Below are 18,749 nucleotides of genomic sequence, written 5' to 3' on the forward strand. Positions count from 1 at the left end.
GAACGCCATGCTTAAGGGGAACCGCATGACCGGTCGACGACTGCGCACCGTGTGCCTACTGCTCACCCTGCTCATGGTTCCCACCCTGACGTGGGCCCAGAACATCGGCACGATCCGGGGGCAGATCACCGACGACCAGACCGGCGGCCCGCTGGGCTACGCCAACGTCACCGTGAAGGACACGAACTTCGGCGCCATGACGCTGGAGGACGGCACCTTCAGCTTCGTCCTGCCCGCCGGCACCTACACGGTGGTCGTGACCTACCTGGGCTACGAGTCCGTCACCCGCGACGGCGTCGTGATCAACGGCGAGCGGACCACGACCCTCGACGTCGAGCTGAAGCCCAGCGTCGCGCTGGCCATGGACGCGTTCGTGGTCGAGGGCGATGCGCCGGTGGTGGACGTGAAGAGCTCGTCGGAGACCAAGAAGAAGGACTCCGAAGACCTGACCGCCTTCGCGGTGGACAACGTCCAGGAGGCCATGGCCCTCGAGGCCGGCATCACCATGAAGGGCGGCGACCTCTACGTCCGCGGCGGCCGGTCGGGCGAGGTCTCGATGATGATCGACGGCGTGCCCGTGAACGACCCGCTGGGCGGCGCCGTGCAGGTGTCCAACGTGGCGGTGGCCGAGGCCGAGGCCGTGATCGGCGGCATGGACGCCGAGTTCGGCAACGCGCAGTCGGCGGTGTTCAACATCGTGACGCGCGAGGGCGGCAGCCAGTTCGAGGGCTCCGTGCGCTACTGGACGGACGACTACGGCCGCCAGGACAAGACCTACACCAACTACGACCGCCTGGCCGTCGGCCTCGGCGGTCCCCTCGTGAGCGACGACTTCCGCTGGTTCCTCTCCGCCGAGGCCCAGGGTTCCGACGGCGAGGATCTGACCCTCGACCGCCGCGAGGAGTGGAGCGCCCTGGGCGGCTTCCTCAAGTTCAAGGACCGCGCGAGCAGCAGCCTCAACGTCCAGAACAAGCTCACCTGGCGCGTCAATCCCGATCTCAAGCTGAACCTGGAAGGGAACATCAGCTGGGACAGCAACGACCGCTACATCCACAACTGGAACCAGGAGGGCTACGTCAATCGCCTGCACCTCTTCGAGCGCCTGGAGCTCAGCGGCGAGACGGACCCGAACCAGGGCGAGCAGTTCTTCTACGTGGTCCGCGGCACGCTGCCGGTGCTGCACGGCCCCTGGTATCAGGCCTACGTCCAGGACAAGGAGCGCCAGCGCCAGGGTCTGCCCACCGACTTCGAGAAGGTGCTGATCAAGTACAAGCCGTCGGGGGCGGGTTCGTCGGTCTACGAGGTCGTCGACGCCATGCGCGTCAAGAGCGCCTTCTCGGGCACGGAGTTCCTCGTGCTCACGGACGAGCTCTTCGACGGCTTCATGGACACGCTGAGCCGCTGGAGCTACATCCAGAACGACAGCTCGCAGGTCTACTACAACTCGGCCGAGCACACGCCCACGAGCACGAGCTTCACGAACAGCGTCAAGTTCGTGGCCGTGCACAACGTGAGCGACAACGTCTTCTACAAGCTCGCGCTCACCCGCCTCGGCTTCGAGCGGCACAGCGCGGTGGACGGCAAGTCGCCGGTGGAGTACTCCACGGCGGGCCTGCCTGCGACGCTGCACAACGGGGCCACCGTGCGGTCGGTGTCGGGCGAGATCTACTACACCGATCCCAACAACCCCTTCCTGGCCTCCGCCTACGACTACCCGAACTACTTCGACCGCAACTCCACGAGCTGGATCGCCAAGTTCGACCTGACCAGCAACCGCTGGAAGTCGCACAAGATCAAGACGGGCTTCCTCGCCCAGTACAACGACATGTACAACGAGCAGCTCACGGCGCCCGGCCGCACGCGCATCCTCGTGGACGACCAGACCGGCCGCGTGCTGGGCGAGGCGCAGGGGCGCAGCGCGAACATCTTCCACAACTACGCGCCGCTGACGGCCTTCTACGTGCAGGACCGCTGGGAGTACAAGGGCATGGTGGTGAACGGCGGCGTGCGCTACGACCTGTTCAGCCCGGGCAGCGGCGTGGACATCCTGCTGCGCGCGGAGGGCGTGGATCCCACGATCAAGCGCTACAAGCAGTCGCTGAGTCCGCGGCTGGGCCTGGCCTTCCCGATCACCGACCGCGACGTGTTCCACTTCCACTACGGTCGCTTCATCCAGGCGCCCTCGAACAACGACCTCTTCCAGACCCAGGACCCGAATGCGGGCGTGGGCATCCTGGGCAACCCGGACCTGAAGCCGGAGATCACCATCTCCTATCAGGCCGGCGTGAAGCACCAGTTCACCGAGCACGTGGTGGGCGACTTCGCCATCTTCTACAAGGACATCTACGACCTGATCAGCTCCACCACGGCCATCGACACGGTGAGCGGCAACCAGTTCGGGCGCTACATCAACAAGGCCTACGCCTCGGCGCGCGGTCTGGAGATCACGCTCAACCGGCAGTTCGCGGACAACTACGGCGGGCAGATCGCCTACACGCTGAGCTACGCGGACGGCGTGGCCTCGGACGCGGAGTTCGGCGCCACCAGCGCCGCGGGCCTGACGCACCTGCCCACGAAGGAGCTGCCGCTGCGCTGGGACGAGCGTCACTCGGTCTCGGCCAGCCTCCGTCTGGCCGACCCCGGCAGCTGGGGCGGCTCGCTGATCTACAGCTTCGGCTCGGGCTTCCCCTACACGCCGGCCTTCCCGGACGTGCGTCGGCAGGACCCCGAACTCGAGAACTCGCGGCGCTATCCGGCCACCCACAGCCTGTCGATGCAGGCGGAGAAGTACTTCAACGTCTGGGGTCAGGATCTGACCCTCTTCTTCGACGGCCGCAATCTGCTGGACCAGGATCAGATCGCCAACCACGATCCGGGCATCTTCCCCGCGCTCCGCTACGCCCAGAACGGCTACACGACCTACCTGACGGAGACCGGCAACTACGGCGGCGCCTACCGGACCGATCTGGATGGCGACGGCGAGGACGAATACCACCCGGTTGAGGATCCGCGCGTCTACTCGCCGCACCGGATCTTCCGCATCGGCTTTGGCTTCGAGTTCTAGCTCGGCCCCTGCGGCCGCAGAGAAAGGACGGACAATGTCCGCAGCCAAGACGATCAAAGCGAGAGTCGCGCCGCTGTTGGCCTGCGCGCTCTGCTGCCTGCTCGTGCCGGCCGGTCCCGCCGCCGCGCACCAGGATTCGCCGGCGGGAGGCCATGACTACCCCGTCGGGGGCAACGGCACGCTCGTGATCGACGGCAGCTTCGTGCACAACGTCGGCGAGCTGCAGATGAACATCACGAACTTCGGCGTCTTCGGCTCCTATCCCAACGCCGGGTTCGCCATGTCGGAGATGCCGTCGGCCCAGTGGCCGGCGGGCAGCGGCGTCGAGTACCTGTGGGCGGCCGGTCTCTGGTGCGGCGCGCGCGTGTCGGGCATCCCCCGCGTCTCCACCAGCGACTTCCGGATCTGGGAGTTCAGGCCTGGCATCGAGCCGATCTACACGCTCTACCGCAGCTTCGAGGGCTCGCGCGGCGGCAACCGCCTGCCCTCGCCCGCCGCCGATGACGACAACGACGGCAGGATCGACGAGGACCCGCTCAACGGCTTCGACGACGACGGCGACGGTCTCATCGACGAGGACTTCGCGGCCATCTCGAACCAGATGTTCCGCTGCACCTACCGCGACGACCTCCCCGAGAGCTACGGCAACTCGCCCGACCACCAGCCCCTGAACCTCTACGTCGTTCAGGAGAGCTACGAGTGGGAGAACGACCGCGTCGACGACTTCGTGGGCGTCGAGTTCACGGTCTACAACATCGGGGAGGCCACGCTGGAGGACTTCTTCCTCGGCTTCTTCGCCGACCCCGACGTCGGCTCGCGCGCGCTGCCCAACAACTACGAGGACGACCTCGTGGACGTGATCGACGCCTCCGCCTGCGTGAAGAAGGGCTCCCTCGAGGTGCCGGTGCGCTACGCCATGGGCGTGGCCTTCGACGCGGACGGCGACCCCGAGGCGGACACACCCGCCCTCGGGCAGATCGGCATCATGTTCATGGGCCACACCACGGATCCCTCGGGCGTCAAGGCGCCGCCGCGGGTGACGCTGCGCTCCTGGCAGGCCTTCAGCGGCAACGCGCCCTTCGAGGACGGCGGCGACCCGACGAACGACGAGCAGCGCTACGCGCTGATGAGCGCGGAGACCAGCGACAAGAAGCCCAACGTCCCGCGCGACTACCGCATGCTGCTCTCCGCCGGTCCCTTCCTGGTGGAGTCCGGGGACAGCCTCAAGTTCCAGGTGGCCTTCGTCGTGGGCGAGGGCCGCGAGGGCCTGCTGGAGAACGCCGCCCAGGCCAAGCTCACCTACGACGGCAACTGGTTCGATCTCGACGCGGACATCAACACTCCGCCCCAGGTCAAGCCCTGCGCCGAGACCCTCATCGAGGCGATCACCGAGAGCGTCGAGTGGGCGAACCCCTGCGACAGCCTGGCGCCGCCCGTGCTGATCAACAAGGGCGAGAAGATGTGGGTCAACAACGACTGCCGGATCGAGATCGACGCCAACGCGCTCTGCAACCCCGGTCTCATCGAAGGCATGGACGGCTGGTGGTGCACGCCCGGCGAGGGCGGACTCGACACGCAGATCCACTGGCTCTACGGCTCGCCGCCGCCGCCGCCCAACCTGCGCATCTGGCCCACCGAGGGCAAGAACGTGCTGTTCTGGGACAACTTCAGCGAGGCCATCCCGGACGTCAGCGAGCTCATCTACGACTTCGAGGGCTACCGCGTCTGGCGGGCGGACAACTGGGACCGGCCCTTCGGCTCGTCCATCGACAATGGCCCCAGCTCCGACCTGTGGATGCTCCTCGCCGAGTACGACATGCAGAACGGCCTGGGCGCCGACACCGGGCTGGAGGGCCTGCGCTACCAGCCCAACGTGGACGCGAACCTGATGGCCTTCTACACGGACGCGCTGATGGACAACCCGACCATCGACTCGGGCCACGACCTGCTGCCGCCCACGGGCTACACGCTGGCGGAGGCCGACACGGCCATCGCCCTGGCCAAGACGGCGCTGGGACTGCCGGGCGGAAAGACCTACTACCGCTACGAGGATTCGCGCGTTCACACGGGCATGCACTACTTCTACTCCGTGACCGCCACGGACCACGAGCGCGTGTTCACGAACAGCGTGCTCACGGGCTACGCCGAGGGCCTGAGCGGCGACCCGTCGAGCGGGTTCGTCTACACGGTGCCCCAGAGCGCCAGCCAGCCCTCCTGGGACTACGATCCCGACCAGGTCTTCGTGGTGCCCAACCCGGCCACGCAGGAGTCCATGGCGCCCTGGGCGCTGAACCCCAACAACGACGATCCCACGGGGCTCAAGGTCGAGTTCCGTCATCTGCCGGCGGCGAAGTGCACGATCCGCGTGTACACGCTGGCGGGGGATCTGGTGAAGACCATCGTCCACGATCGCAGCGCGGACATCGCCGCTGGAGACTACGGCTCCACCGGCACGGCGAGCTGGGATCTGGTCAGCCGCAACGGCCAGGACGTGGCCAGCGGCGTGTACGTATTCTCGGTGGAGGCCGACGGCTTCGACAGGAAGGTCGGCAAGTTCATCGTCATTCGTTGAGGCCAGGCCTCACCGACAAACCGCACCTGACCAAGGGACCTTGCGGGAGGTAGAACGTGAAACGCACAGCCCTGCTGGCTCTGACCCTCGTCCTGTTTGCACAGGGAGCCCAGGCGCAGATCTTCGAGAAGGTGGGCACCTTCGGTGGCCAGTTCCTCAAGATCGGTCCCACGGCGCGAGCGGCGGGCATGGGCAACGGCTTCGTGGCCGTGGCCGATGACGCCAGCGCCACCTACTGGAACCCCGGCGGCCTGGTGGACGTGCCCCGCACGGCACTGCACCTGGACCACGTCGAGTGGCCGGCGGACATCAAGCTGGACTTCGTGTCCTACGTCTTCCACACGCCCTATCTGCCCGGCGTGCTGGGCCTGACGGCCCGCGCCCTGACGATGGACCCGCAGGTGGAGCGCACCATCTACCTGCCCAACGGCACGGGCCGCGAATTCGACGCCGGTGACATGAGCTTCGGCATCACCTATGCCCAGTACTTCACCGAGCGCTTCTCGACGGGCTTCACGGCGCACTTCATCCACATGGGGCTCGCCGACAAGTCCGTGAACACCTCGGCCTTCGATTTCGGTCTGGTGTATCGCATCGGCATCCGCGGCATGCGCCTGGGCATGGTGGTGCAGAACGCCGGCGGCGAGGTGGACTACGACTCCCAGCCGGCCAAGCTGCCCATCATGTTCAAGGTGGGCCTGTCGGCGGAGGCGTTCGACGTCGGTCCGCACCACATGACCAGCGTGATCGAGTTCAGCCATCCGCCGGACAACAAGGAGCGCGCGAACCTGGGCGTGGAGTACGGGTTCAACCGCTTCTTCTTCCTGCGCAGCGGCTACAACGCCGGCTACGACGCCAACGGCCTCACCGGCGGCTTCGGCCTCGAGATCGGGACGAGCGAGCGCTCGCGGCTGCTCGTCGACTACGCCTTCGAGGATCTGTCCTACCTGGGTGGCGCTCATCGCTTCAGCGTGAGCTTCGCCTACTAGGCATCGCGGATCCCAGCGACCGACGGTTGACGGCCCCCGCTTCCCGTGGATGCGGGGGCCTTTGCGACAGGAGCCTCCCGTGTTCGGGCACAGTTCCCTCCCCAGCCCCGCCTCCCGGCTGCTCCCGCTGCTGCTCGGCGCGGTCCTGCTGGGGACGGTCGCCGGCTCCGCGCTGGCGGAGGGCGCCACGGGGCGCGGGGACTTCGGGATCTTCCTCGAGAGCTTCAGCCAGCCTGCCGCCGCTGACGCCACGCGGCTGCTGCTGGCCGTCCAGCTCCCCGTGCAGGAGCTGGCCTGGCGCGAGGAGGGCGACAGTCTCGTCGCCGAGATCCGCTGCCGCTGGAGTCTGCACAGCCTGGGACAAGAGGCCACAGCAGTCGACGAGCGCCTCCCGCTCAGCCGTCCGCCCGGGCAGCCCCTGGCGACGATGCTCTACCTGCGCGAGGTGGAGGTGCCGGCGGGGGAGTACCGTCTGGAACTGGAGTGCGAGGACCTCGGGCGCAGCGTGGGCGGCGTGCTGGGGCTCTTCGACCGCCATCCCCGCGCGACGATCGACGCCACGCTCACGGCGCGCGACTTCTCCGCGGGGGGGGAGCTCGGCGATCCGCTCCTCTACCGGGTGCTGGCCGATGGCGAGAGCACGCGCTTCAATCCCAGCAACGCCTTCTTCCTGGGTGAGCCGGCCATCGAGCTGCAGGCGGTCTTCGCCGCGCCCGACAGCGCCGGCCACTTCGGGCTGGCGCTCGCCCTGCGCGACGCGGCCGGCCTGACCCGCCTGAGCAAGCGCGGCGCCTGGAACTACGCACCCGGCGAGAACCTGCCCCTGCGCTTCCGGCTGCCGCTCGGCGGCCTGGAGGCGGGCAGCTACACGCTGAGCCTGGAGCTGCACGGCCCCGGCATCGGGACGAGCACGCGCGAAACCACGCTCGAGATCGTCGGCACGGGGGAGATCGCGGACGAGGAGCTTGCGCGGCGTGGCGTCGAGGCGCAACTATTCCTCGACGGCGACACCTACCAGGGCTGGTCGCGGCTGTCGGCGCTGCAGCGCGTGCTGGCCATGGAGGCGTTCTGGAAGCGGCAGGATCCGACGCCGGACTCGGCGGACAACCCGGTCTACGACGAGTTCCTCCGCCGCTTCGCCCTGGCGCAGTCGCGCTACTCGGTCCTCAAGGCCGGGGCGCTGAGCGACCGAGGACGCATGCTCATCCGCTACGGCGAGCCGAGCAGCATCGACGCGGAGGCGATGCCGTTGAACCGCGAGGGTCTGACCAACGCGGTCCGCGGGCTGCACGGCCAGGAGGCGGTCGATCCGATGCTCTCGCCCTACGACCCCGAGTTCGTCAGCGGCGAGGGCGACCCGGGCCGCAACCGCGAGCTGGCGAGCGACCTGAAGGGGATCGGCACCGGGGGACTCATCGACTTCGGGGACGACAGCGAGGCCTACGAGATCTGGACCTACGCCCTTGGCGGCGAGCCGCTGCTGCCCGAATACAAGCTCCACTTGCGCGGCGTGAGCCTGCAGGTGATCTTCGTGGACGAGAACGGCTACGGCGACTACACGTTGCGCTACCGTTCGGAGGACTTTGATTTTTGAGGGTTTGGCGAGTTGGGGGGCCGCCTTTTCGAGTTGACACGCCCCACGACGGACCCTATAGTTGGGCTCCCTTGAGTCCGTAGTCAACCCGCCAAGCCAAAGCAATTGCAATAGCTTAGGGAAGTCCGTGCCGCGGGGCGCCCCAGGTGCGCGCCGGCCCAGGACCGCAAGTCACGCTCGTAAGGAGTAGGGATCGATGAACATCAGGAAGAGTATCGCGCGGGCGTCTCTCGCGCTCGGGATCCTGGCCCTGCTGACGCTGGCGCCCGCCTTCGGCCAGGAGGCCGCCGGCGACAACTCCGGGGTCACCTACCGAATCGCACCCGGCGCCGTGGCGGACTCGGACACCACCGGCCTCGCCCAGGCCTACGCGGACTACTACTCCGAGGGCGGGTTCGAGGCCTGGTTCCGCGGCACGCGTCTCGGACGGAGCGGCGCGGGTGAGCTCTTCATCAACGGCGGCACCTTCATGTGGCCGCTGCTGGCCTGCATCGTCGTGGGCCTGGTCTTCATCCTCGAGCGTCTGTGGACGCTGTCGCGCGCCCGCGTCAACACGCGCAGCCTGATGTACGGCATCCAGAAGTCCCTGCGCAGCGAGGGCGTGGACGCCGCCATCCGCACCTGCGAGCGCACGCGCGGGCCGATCGCCGCCATCCTGCACGCAGGTCTGCTGAAGACCGCGCGCGGGCCCCAGGCGGTGGAGAAGGCCATCGAGACCGCGGGCGCCATCGAGATGGCCTTCCTCGAGAAGGGCCTGAGCGCCATCGCGGCCATCGTCGTCGTGGCGCCGATGCTCGGCTTCCTCGGCACGGTGTCGGGTATGATCAACGCCTTCGAGGCCATCGCGGCCTCCGACCAGGTGAGCGCCAAGCTGGTCGCCTCGGGTATCTCGGAAGCGCTCATCACCACGGCGGCGGGTCTGGTCATCGCCATTCCCACCAGCCTCTTCCACTCCTACTTCACGGGCCAGGTGGACCGCTTCGTGGTGGAGATGGAGGAGACGAGCGCGGAGCTGATCAACGAGCTGACGGAGCTCGGCCTCTAGCGAGCGCCGGCGCAAGGGGACGCAATGGGCCTGCTCAGCAACAAGAAGAAGCGCAAGCCGCCGGAGATCAGCACGGCCTCCATGGCCGACATCTCCTTCCTGCTCCTGATCTTCTTCATCGTGAGCACCGTGTTCAACCTGGAGATGGGCCTGCCGCTCATCCTGCCCAGCGGTCAGACCGAGTCGGCCGCGCAGGTGAGCCGCAAGAACGTGCTGGAGATCAAGGCCAACCCCGACAACTCCATCACGATCAAGGGCGTGCCCACCAAGGTCGGCGAGGTGCGCCGCATCGTGAAGGAAGCGCAGGACGCCAATCCCAAGCTGATCGTGGTCATCCAGACGGCCCCGCAGGCGCAGTACGGCGTGATGATCGACATCCTGGACGAACTCAAGATGGCGAATATCAAGAAGATCTCCATCAAGATGTCCGGGTAGGGAGACAGCATGCGAATCGAGAAACCCGACAAGCCGATGCCCGGCATCCCCACGTCGACGATGGGCGACATCGTCTTCCTGCTGCTGATCTTCTTCATGACGACGACGATCTTCAAGCACGAGAACGGGCTCGAGGTCACGCTGCCGCGCGCCGAGGCGGCCAAGAAGCAGAAGACCGAGCAGCTCGCCCAGGTCTGGGTGGACCAGAAGGGCCGCATCTCGATCAACGACAAGCTCGTGCGCGTGCCCGACATCCAGGCCGTCATGAAGCGGCGCCTGGAGGGCAATCCGCTGCTCATCGTGTCGTTCAAGGCCGACAGCCGCGTGAAGTACGAGGTGATGAACTCCATCATGGAGGAGCTCAAGGGCATCAACGCGGTCCGCGTCGTCTTCTCCAGCGACATGGAAAGCAGCAGGCGCTAGGACGGGGAGCGAGCCATGGTCATCACGGTCCAGCAACTGGTCAAGCAAGGCTACCCGAAGCTCCTGCGCTGGGCGCTGCTGGGCGCGTTCATCATCATCGTGAACGTGTTCCTGTTCTCGCCGCGCTACGTGCCCAATCCCTACAAGCTCGAGGAAGAGGTCTTCGAGGTGGTGGAGATCCCCGAGGACATCGAGATCCCGCCGCCGCCGCAGGAAGTCGAGATGCCCAAGGTGCCGGTGCAGATCGAGATCTCCGACTCGGCGTCCGACGAGGAGACCATCGAGGACACCAGCTTCGACTTCGCGAGCGAGATCCCGCCGCCCGCGGCCAGCGACTTCGGCGGCGGCCCGACGCAGTTCTACGCCTTCGACGAGCCGCCCGCGCCCACCTACCGGCAGGCCCCGCAGTACCCGGAGCTGGCCCGCGAGGCCGAGATGGAGGGCACGGTGGTGGTCCTCATCTTCGTCGACGAGCGCGGCAACGTCTTCAACGTGCAGATGCTCAGTTCCACGGTGCCGCAGATCCTCATCGACGAGGCCGTCAAGGCGGCCTGGAAGTGGCGCTTCAAGCCCGGCAAGCAGCGCAACGTGCCGGTGAAGACCACGATCAGCGTCCCCTTCGTGTTCCAGGTGCGCGGCTAGGGCCGGACCCGGCCCCGGCCCGCCCGCCGGTCGATCCCCCGTACTTTTTCCGTCGCAAGCCCGCCGCTCGGGTGTCATCATGCGGTGGAAACCTCGCGCCGCCTCGGTCGTAGGCTCGGGGTCCATCAGCCTAGGGAGGGTGCCGCCCATGTCGCGCTGCCGTGCGAGCCTTCGGACCTGTCTGCTACTGCTCCTGACCCTCAGCGTCGCGCAGGTTCCGTCGGCGACCCGGGCGGAGACCCTGGACCTCGACCAGTGCCTGACCCTGGCCTTCCAGCACTCCCCGGAACTGGCCTCGGCCCGGCAGCAGCTGCTGTCCAGCCGGGCGGGAGTGCTCGGCGCCTACGGCAGCTTCCTGCCGAGCTTCAGCACCTCCATCGGCTACGGGCACCAGTTCGTGGGGCCCAAGCCGGCGAGCACCCAGTACAACACCATCACCCAGCAGTTCTTCATCCAGGACCCCATCCAGAGCCGGGACTACGAGACCTACAGCTTCAATCTCTCCGGCGACCTGACGCTCTTCTCCGGCTTCTCGCGCTGGGCGAGCCTGGCCGGGCAGAAGTTCACGCTCGCCGCGGGCGAGGCCGAGTTCGAGCGGACCCGGGGCGACGTGGAGAGCGCGGTCGTCAAGGCCTACTACGACCTGGCGCGCGCCCAGCTCCTGGTGGAGCTCAAGCAGAGCACCCTGGAAGCCAATCTGGAGCAGCACGACCAGACGCGGCGCTCCTTCGCCATGGGCGCCGTGGCCCGGTCGGACACCCTGCGCTCTGGCGTGCAGGCGGCGGAGGCCCAGCTGGGACTGCTGGAGGCACAGAACAGCCACGCGCTCGCCCGGGTGGCGCTGGCCACCTTGATCGGCGCCGACACCCAGGCGCCGCTGGACGTGGTGTCGCCCGCGCTCGACCGCTTCGCGACCGTCTCGCGTGAGGACGCCCTGCAGGCGGCGATCGACCACGACCCGACCCTGCGTGCGGCCGGCTTCCGCAGCGACGCCGCCGAGCAGAACCTTCGCCAGGCGAAGTCGGGGCTCTACCCCAGCATCGGCGCCAACTACCGCTTCGGCTGGAGCAATCTGAGCCCGCCCGACGAGGTCCTCACCGTCTTCAACGAGGACTACTCCTACTCGCTCTCGCTCGGCATGAGCTGGAACCTCTTCGACCGCTTCCAGACCAAGCGCGGCATCCAGCAGGCCAGGGCGAGCTATCATCAGCAGCAGTACGCCGTGGACCAGCAGCGCCGCAACCTGATCCAGCAGGTGGAGAACATCCTGGTGACGCTAGAGAACGCGCGGCAGCGCGTGCTGCTGGCGCGCGCGACGATCTCGCTGGCCCAGGAGGATCTGCGCCTCGCCCGCGAGCGCTACCGCGTCGGGGCCGCGACCCTGCTCGAGGTCAGCCAGGCGGAGGTGTCCCTGGTGCAGGGGCGCTCGAGCGAGATCGACGGCGTGACCGGTTACCTCAGCGCCGTGGCCGAGCTGGAGCGGGCCACCGGCTGGTCGCTGTCCCGCTAGGATGACGCCGTGATCGAGATCCGCGAACTGAGCAAGGTCTACCGGGTGGGCGCCAGCGAGGTGCGCGCCCTGGACCGCGTCGATCTGGACATCGCCGCCAACGCCTACATGGCGATCATGGGGCCGTCGGGGTCGGGCAAGTCGACGCTGATGAACATCATCGGCTGCCTGGACTCGCCGAGCCACGGCAGCTACCTGCTGGACGGCGAGCGCGTCTCCGACATGGACGACGACGCCCTGGCCCGCATCCGCAACCGGCAGATCGGCTTCGTCTTCCAGACCTTCAACCTGCTGCCGCGCGCGGACGTCTACCACAACGTCGAGCTGCCGCTCATCTACGCCGGCCAGCCCGCCGCGGAGCGCAAGCGCCGGGTGGACAGCGCCATCGCCGCCGTCTCGCTCGAGGACCGCGCCAGGCACAAGCCCAACGAGCTGTCCGGCGGGCAACGCCAGCGCGTGGCGATCGCGCGCGCGCTGGTGAACGAGCCCGCGATCCTGCTCGCGGACGAGCCCACCGGCAACCTGGACACCAAGACCGGCCTCGAGATCATGGCGATCTTCGACGCGCTGCACGCCAGCGGCCAGACGGTGATCCTCGTCACCCACGAGCCGGATATCGCCGAGCACGCCGGCCGCTGCCTCCGCCTGCGGGACGGCCGCATCGAGAGCGACACGCGCACCGGCTGAAACCCCTGGACACCCGCAGCCCTTTGCGGAATCTTTGGCTCGAAGGCGCCGCTGCCGGCGAACGAACCCCGAGGATCGGACAGGGCATGAGCACCGCCACCCGCCTAGCGGCCCTGCTGGGGCCCACGCTGCTGCTCGTCGCCGCGACGGCGGCCGCGCAGGGTAGCGAGGACCTGCCTCGCGACATCCGTCTCGACCACAGCCTGGCGCTGCCCGACTCCGGCAGCGCGCGGCTCGAGTTCCACCTCGAGATTCCCTACGAGCGTCTCGTCTTCGAGCGGGCGGACTCCGGCTTCGCGGCGCGTCTGCGGATCGCGGGCCGGGCCCGTCGCGAGTCGGACCACGAGGAGACGACGCTGCTGCGCCACGCGAGCGTGCGGGCCGCCGATTTCGCCGCCAGCCGCCGGAAGGGCCAGCATTTCACCGAAGACTTCGCGCTGGAGCTGGGCGCCGGACGCTGGGACGTCGAACTGCTGCTCTACGCCCGCGGTCCCGCGCGTCCCTGGCGCGACGCGTTCGCGGTCGAGGTGCCGGACTCCAGCCACGGCACGCTGTTCCTGCAGGGGCCGCGCTGGGCCGGGGGGCGCGGCCAGGGCGCGCTCACGCCGCCCTTCTTCTTCCGCGACATCTGGCGCATCCCCGACGACCGCAGCCACTTCGCGGACGGTGCGCCGGCGCGCGCCGCGCTGAGCTGCGAGCTGCTGAACTGGAGCCAGGAGAGCCTGGAGGCGGAGGCCGTCCTCAGCGTGGAGGACGCGCGCGGCAAGCTGGCGCACTACGCGCGGCGCGTCGTCGAGGTCGGACCCGGCCGGCAGGCGCTGGACTGGGAGCTGCCGGTGAACAAGCTGGGGATGGGCGCCTACCTGGTGGACATCGACCTGCGGGTGCAGGGCGAGAGCGAACGGCGGCGGCTGACCGGCCGCCTCGACGTGGGCCTCACGCAGGCGGCCTTCGACCGCGACTGGGAGCGCACCCAGGAGCTCGTCCGGCCGCTGGCCAGTCTCGACGAGCGCGAGGACCTGGCCGCCGCCCTGCCGCGGGAGCGCCTCGTGCGCTGGCGGGCGTTCTGGGCCCGCCGCGATCCGGGCGGCGACGCGCCCGGCAACCCGGCGCTGGAGGCCTTCTGCGAGCACGTCAGCGACGCCAATCGCCGCTTCGGCGCCGGCGCCCGCGACGGCTACCTGAGCGATCGCGGCCAGGTCTACCTGCAGTACGGCCCGCCGGACCGCGTGGAGACGACCGAGGACGAGGGCAACTTCCGCACGCTGGAGGTCTGGACCTACGATCGCCAGGGACTGGTCTACGTCTTCGAGGACCGCCACGGCGCGGGGGACTTCGTCCTGCTGCGGGTGATGAACGGATGAGCGGCCGCCGCGCGCTGGGCGCCGTCGCCGCGCTGCTGCTGCTCGCCGGCTGCGGTAAGGAGCCGGCGGGCGATCCGGCGCTCTTCCGCAGCTACACCACCGACGAGCCCCAGAGCGTGGACCCCGCCTTCGCAGTGGATCAGACCTCGGGCACGCTCGTCTCGCTGATCTATCCGGGCCTCTTCCGCTTCGACGCGGCGGGGCATCCGCAGCCCGACCTGGCCCTGCGCTGGGAGCGCGAGGAGGAGGGGCGGCGCTACCGCCTGCACCTGGACGGCTCCCGCCGCTTCGACGACGGCACGGCGATCACGGCGCCGCTCGTGGCGCGCTGCTTCCGCCGCCTGCTGGATCCCGCCCAGCCCTCGCCGCGGCGCTGGGTGCTGGAGCGGCTCGAGGGGGCTGCGGCCTTCCGCGACGGCATGGCGACGGACGTCGCCGGCCTCGCCGCGCCCGACGACAGCACGCTCGTCCTCACGCTGCACTCGCCCTTCACGCCCTTCCTGGGGCTGCTGGCCATGCCGGCCACGCGCGTCTGCCTGCTGGACGCGTCGGGCAAGCCCCGCCGCGTGGACGGCCTCCCGGTGGCCGGCGGGCCCTGGCGGCTGAGGACCTGGGACCGCGGCGACCGCCTTCTCCTCGAGCGCCGCGGCCCGGCGCTGCCGGGCGAGATGACCGGCCTCGAGCTGCGCATCATCCCGCAGCCCTTCACCGCCGTCGCGGAGTTCGAGGTGGGCAACCTGGATCTGCTGCGCGTCCCGCTCGCCGAGGCGGAGTACTGGATGGGCGACACGCATCCCGGCAAGGTGCTGCGCCAGGAACAGCTCGTGGTCTCCTACATCGGGCTCAACGTGCGCAAGGCCCCCTTCGACGACCTGCGCGTGCGCCAGGCGCTCAACTACGCGGTGGACGTGGAAGCGCTCATCCGCACGCTGCGCGCCCACGCGGCGCGCCGCTCGCTGGGCCCCGTGCCGCCGGCGCTGCGCACGGCCGACCCGGCCGAGACCTTCCACTACCGGCCGGAGCGCGCGCGCGAGCTGCTGGCCGAGGCGGGCTACCCCGACGGCTTCGCCATGGAGATCTGGCAGAAGGAGAACCCCGAGGCCGGGCGGCTGCTGGAAGCCGTGCAGGCCTATCTCGCGGCGGTGGGGGTGGAGGCGAAGATCGTCGTGCGCGACTGGGGCGCGTTCAAGGACGCGGTGAACCAGGGCAGCGCCGACGCCTTCTTCCTCGACTGGCTGGCGGACTACCCCGACGCCGAGAACTTCCTCGTGCCGCTCTTCCACTCGCGCAATCGCGGCGGCGGCGGCAATCGCTGCGGTTTCGGCGAGACCTACGTGGACATCCTCCTGGACGAGCTGCAGACCAGCCCCGCCGGACCCGCGCGCAAGGATCTGGTGAACCGCCTCAACGAGACGCTCTACCGCGAGGCGCCGTGGATCTGGCTCTGGCACCCGCTGTCGCTGGAAGTGGTGGCCGACGGGATCAGCGGCTACCGGCCGCCGCTCATCTTCAACGGGCAGGACTACCTGGAGATCCGGCGCGATGCGGCGCTTTCTGCTCCGTAGGCTGCTGGCGCTGGTGCCCGTGTTGCTGGGGGTGACGCTCCTCAGCTTCCTGCTGCTCTACGTCGTGCCCGGCGATCCCGTGCAGGCCGTGGCCGGCGAGCGCTACGACGACGCCGTCCTCGACGCGCTCCGCGCCGAACTGCACCTCGACGATCCCCTGCCCCTGCGCTACGGCCGCTTCCTGCTGGACCTCGCCCGCGGCGACCTGGGCGTGTCCTACGTCACGCGCGAGCCCGTGCGCGACGCCATCTTCGCCACCTTCCCGCACACGCTGCGCCTCGCGCTCTCGGCGATGCTCGTGGCCGTGGTCCTGGGCGTGGGGCTCGGCCTCGCCGCCGCGCTCAAGCCCGGCTCGCTGCTGGACCGCGCGGCGATGGTCTTCGCCTCGCTCGGGATCTCCGTGCCCGTCTTCTGGCTGGGCATGGTGCTGATCCTGGCCTTCAGCATCCGCCTGCGCTGGCTGCCGCCCTCGGGCTACGGGGGCGGGGACCTGGCGCACCTTGTCATGCCCTCGCTGACCCTCGGGTTGGCCTCCGCCGCGCTGGTGGCGCGCATGACCCGGGCGTCCCTGCTCGAGGTGATGGGGCAGGACTACATCCGCACCGCGCGGGCCAAGGGCCTCAAGCCCTCGCGCATCCTGCTGGTCCACGGCCTGCGCAACGCGCTGCTGCCCGTGGTGACGGTCGTGGGCAACGACTTCGGGAGCTACCTGAGCGGCTCCGTGCTGACCGAGCGGATCTTCGCCTGGCCGGGGCTCGGCCGCTACACCCTGGACGCGGTGGCCAAGCGCGACCTGCCCGCGATCCAGGGCGCGATCCTGGTGATGGCGCTGGCCTTCGTGCTGGTGAATCTGCTGGTGGACCTGAGCTACGCCTGGATCGACCCGCGCACCCGGCGGGAGGCGCCATGAGCGCGAGCGCGACCGGCGCTGCCCTCGCGCCTGCCGCGCGGCGTGGGCGCGGCCTGCGCCGCTGGCTCGGCCACGGCGGTTTCGTCCTCGGGGCCCTGCTGGTGCTCGCCTTCGTGGGGCTGGCCCTGCTGGGGCCGGCCCTGGGCGCGGATCCCCTGGCCGCCGACCCCGCCGCCGCGCTGCGCCCACCGGGCGGGGAGCATCTGCTGGGCACCGACGCCGTGGGCCGGGACCTGGCCGCCCGCGTGCTGGCCGGCGCCCGGCTCAGCCTGCTCGTGGGCCTGCTCAGCCGCCTGGTTGCCCTGCTGCTCGGCGCCGCGGCCGGGCTGCTGGCGGGCTACTTCGGCGGCTGGCTGGACGGCGTCGTCATGCGCCTGGCCGACATGACCCTGGCCTTCCCCGCCCTGCTGCTCCTGATCGCCGTGGTGGCGGCCTTCGGGCCCAGTCTGCTGACGCTCTTCCTCGCCCTGGGCGTGCTGGGCTGGGCCCCGGTGGCGCGCGTGCTGCGCAGCCAGGTGCTCAGCCTGCGCCGACTGGACTACGTGGAGGCGGCGCGCGCGCTGGGCTGCAGCCGGCGGCGCATCCTGCTGGTGCACGTGCTGCCGGGCTGCCGGTCCACGCTGCTCGTCCTCTTCAGCATGGGCATGGCCAGCGCGATCATCGCCGAGGGCAGCCTGAGCTTCCTCGGGCTGGGCGCGCAGCCGCCCCAGCCGAGCTGGGGCACCCTGATCCGCGACGGCTTCGGCTACCTGCGCACGGCGCCCTGGCTGACGCTCGTCCCCGGCCTGGCCATGGCGCTCGCCGTGCTGGGCTTCAACCTGCTGGGCGACGCGCTCCGCGACCTGCTGGACGAGCGCGCCGCCACGGAGGCCCGGCCATGACCCCGACGCCGTCCCTCGATCGCTGGCGCGCCCTCGCGCGGGAGGCGGGGCTCGACCCCCGGCGCGAGCTCTGGACCTGGGAGCCCGGCGCGGGCGAGCTGCTGCTGCAGCCGGGGCCGGCCCTGGATCTCGCGGCCTCGCACGCCGAGGCGCTCAGCGCGGCGGGCCTGCGCTGGCGGGCGCTGGATCCGGCGAGGGCCAGCGTGCGGCGGGTGAGCGTCACGCGGAGTTCGCTGCGCGCGGCGCCGTCCCACGCGGCCGAGCAGATCTCCCAGCTGCGCCTGGGCGACCGCTTCACCGCCTGGCACGAGGCCGACGGCGGCGCCTGGTGCTTCGGCGCCGGCGACGACGGCTACCCCGGCTGGTTCCGCAGCTGGCATCTGGTGGACGGCCCCGCCGCCACGCCGCCGGACCGCGTGGTCGTCGCCAGGCAGGCGCCGGCCCATGCCGCGGCCGAGGGCGACGCGCTGCTGCTGGACCTCTCCTTCGGCACCCGGCTGGCGGCAGCCGGCGCGCTGCGTGCGGGGCGTCAGGGCTGGCTGCTGCCCGACGGGCGCGAGGCCTGGACCCCGGTCGACGCGCTGGCGCCCTGGGCCCCGCGGACCGGGGGCGAGGGCGACGGCGATGCGCTGCGCGCCGAGCTGCTGCGGCGGGGCGAGCGCCTCCTCGGCCTGCCCTACGAGTGGGGCGGGACGAGCAGCGCGGGGCTGGACTGCAGCGGGTTCGTCCAGCTGCTCGCGGGGAGCCTCGGCATCGCGTTGCCCCGCGACGCGGACCTGCAGGCTCGCGCGGGCCGCGCCCTGGATCCCGCCGCGCCGGCATCCTGGCGGCCTGGCGATCTCCTGTTCTACGGGGGGAGCGGTGACTCGGGCGCCGGCGCCCGTGTCGATCACGTGGGCGTGCTGGCGACGGGGGCTCGGCTCCTGCACGCCAGCGGGACGAGCCGGCTGGAGGCCCTGGGGGACGGGGGCGCGCTGGGAAATCGCCTCCCCGTGGTCGCGGTGACCCTGCTGTGACCGCGATCGCGGAGAGCCAGTCCCCATGCGGGTTTCCGCAATTCGCTGCGCC

General features: G+C 69.9%; 15 protein-coding genes. All 15 read left to right on the forward strand.

Annotation, left to right across the window (positions count from 1 at the left end):
- The first annotated feature begins 25 nt into the window (after positions 1-25).
- A complete protein-coding gene (locus H6693_00920) occupies positions 26-3,064 on the forward strand; it encodes a TonB-dependent receptor (protein MCB9514740.1) in 3,039 nt (1,012 codons plus the stop codon).
- A 34-nt stretch (positions 3,065-3,098) separates the two neighbouring features.
- Positions 3,099-5,636, forward strand: a complete 2,538-nt coding sequence (locus H6693_00925) for a hypothetical protein (GenBank protein MCB9514741.1) — start codon at positions 3,099-3,101, stop codon at positions 5,634-5,636.
- A gap of 56 nt (positions 5,637-5,692) precedes the next feature.
- Positions 5,693-6,625: a PorV/PorQ family protein gene (locus H6693_00930; protein ID MCB9514742.1), complete on the forward strand. Its 933-nt coding sequence runs from the start codon at positions 5,693-5,695 to the stop codon at positions 6,623-6,625.
- 79 nt (positions 6,626-6,704) lie between these two features.
- Positions 6,705-8,219, forward strand: a complete 1,515-nt coding sequence (locus H6693_00935; protein ID MCB9514743.1) for a GWxTD domain-containing protein — start codon at positions 6,705-6,707, stop codon at positions 8,217-8,219.
- Positions 8,220-8,688: 469 nt separating this feature from the next.
- The gene (locus H6693_00940; GenBank protein MCB9514744.1) at positions 8,689-9,264 is read left to right on the forward strand and encodes a MotA/TolQ/ExbB proton channel family protein; all 576 of its coding nucleotides are present in this window, start codon (positions 8,689-8,691) and stop codon (positions 9,262-9,264) included.
- A 24-nt stretch (positions 9,265-9,288) separates the two neighbouring features.
- Entirely contained in the window at positions 9,289-9,699 is a 411-nt protein-coding gene (locus tag H6693_00945; GenBank protein ID MCB9514745.1) for a biopolymer transporter ExbD, read from the forward strand.
- A gap of 9 nt (positions 9,700-9,708) precedes the next feature.
- The gene (locus H6693_00950; GenBank protein ID MCB9514746.1) at positions 9,709-10,122 is read left to right on the forward strand and encodes a biopolymer transporter ExbD; all 414 of its coding nucleotides are present in this window, start codon (positions 9,709-9,711) and stop codon (positions 10,120-10,122) included.
- 15 nt (positions 10,123-10,137) lie between these two features.
- The gene (locus H6693_00955) at positions 10,138-10,764 is read left to right on the forward strand and encodes an energy transducer TonB (GenBank protein MCB9514747.1); all 627 of its coding nucleotides are present in this window, start codon (positions 10,138-10,140) and stop codon (positions 10,762-10,764) included.
- 148 nt (positions 10,765-10,912) lie between these two features.
- Positions 10,913-12,274 (forward strand): TolC family protein, encoded by a 1,362-nt coding sequence (locus H6693_00960; GenBank protein ID MCB9514748.1) that lies wholly within the window; start codon positions 10,913-10,915, stop codon positions 12,272-12,274.
- A 9-nt stretch (positions 12,275-12,283) separates the two neighbouring features.
- A complete protein-coding gene (locus H6693_00965) occupies positions 12,284-12,961 on the forward strand; it encodes an ABC transporter ATP-binding protein (GenBank protein MCB9514749.1) in 678 nt (225 codons plus the stop codon).
- 86 nt (positions 12,962-13,047) lie between these two features.
- Positions 13,048-14,325, forward strand: coding sequence for a GWxTD domain-containing protein (locus tag H6693_00970; GenBank protein ID MCB9514750.1), 1,278 nt, complete (start codon positions 13,048-13,050; stop codon positions 14,323-14,325).
- A complete protein-coding gene (locus tag H6693_00975; protein ID MCB9514751.1) occupies positions 14,322-15,890 on the forward strand; it encodes an ABC transporter substrate-binding protein in 1,569 nt (522 codons plus the stop codon). The genes H6693_00970 and H6693_00975 overlap by 4 nt, the downstream gene beginning before the upstream one ends.
- Positions 15,868-16,800, forward strand: coding sequence for an ABC transporter permease (locus H6693_00980; GenBank protein MCB9514752.1), 933 nt, complete (start codon positions 15,868-15,870; stop codon positions 16,798-16,800). Before H6693_00975 ends, H6693_00980 begins: the two co-directional genes overlap by 23 nt.
- Entirely contained in the window at positions 16,797-17,681 is an 885-nt protein-coding gene (locus H6693_00985) for an ABC transporter permease (protein MCB9514753.1), read from the forward strand. Before H6693_00980 ends, H6693_00985 begins: the two co-directional genes overlap by 4 nt.
- Positions 17,678-18,697 (forward strand): C40 family peptidase, encoded by a 1,020-nt coding sequence (locus H6693_00990; GenBank protein ID MCB9514754.1) that lies wholly within the window; start codon positions 17,678-17,680, stop codon positions 18,695-18,697. Before H6693_00985 ends, H6693_00990 begins: the two co-directional genes overlap by 4 nt.
- The last annotated feature ends 52 nt before the right edge of the window (positions 18,698-18,749 follow it).

The organism is Candidatus Latescibacterota bacterium, from assembly GCA_020633725.1.
GTDB lineage: Bacteria > Krumholzibacteriota > Krumholzibacteriia > JACNKJ01 > JACNKJ01 > VGXI01.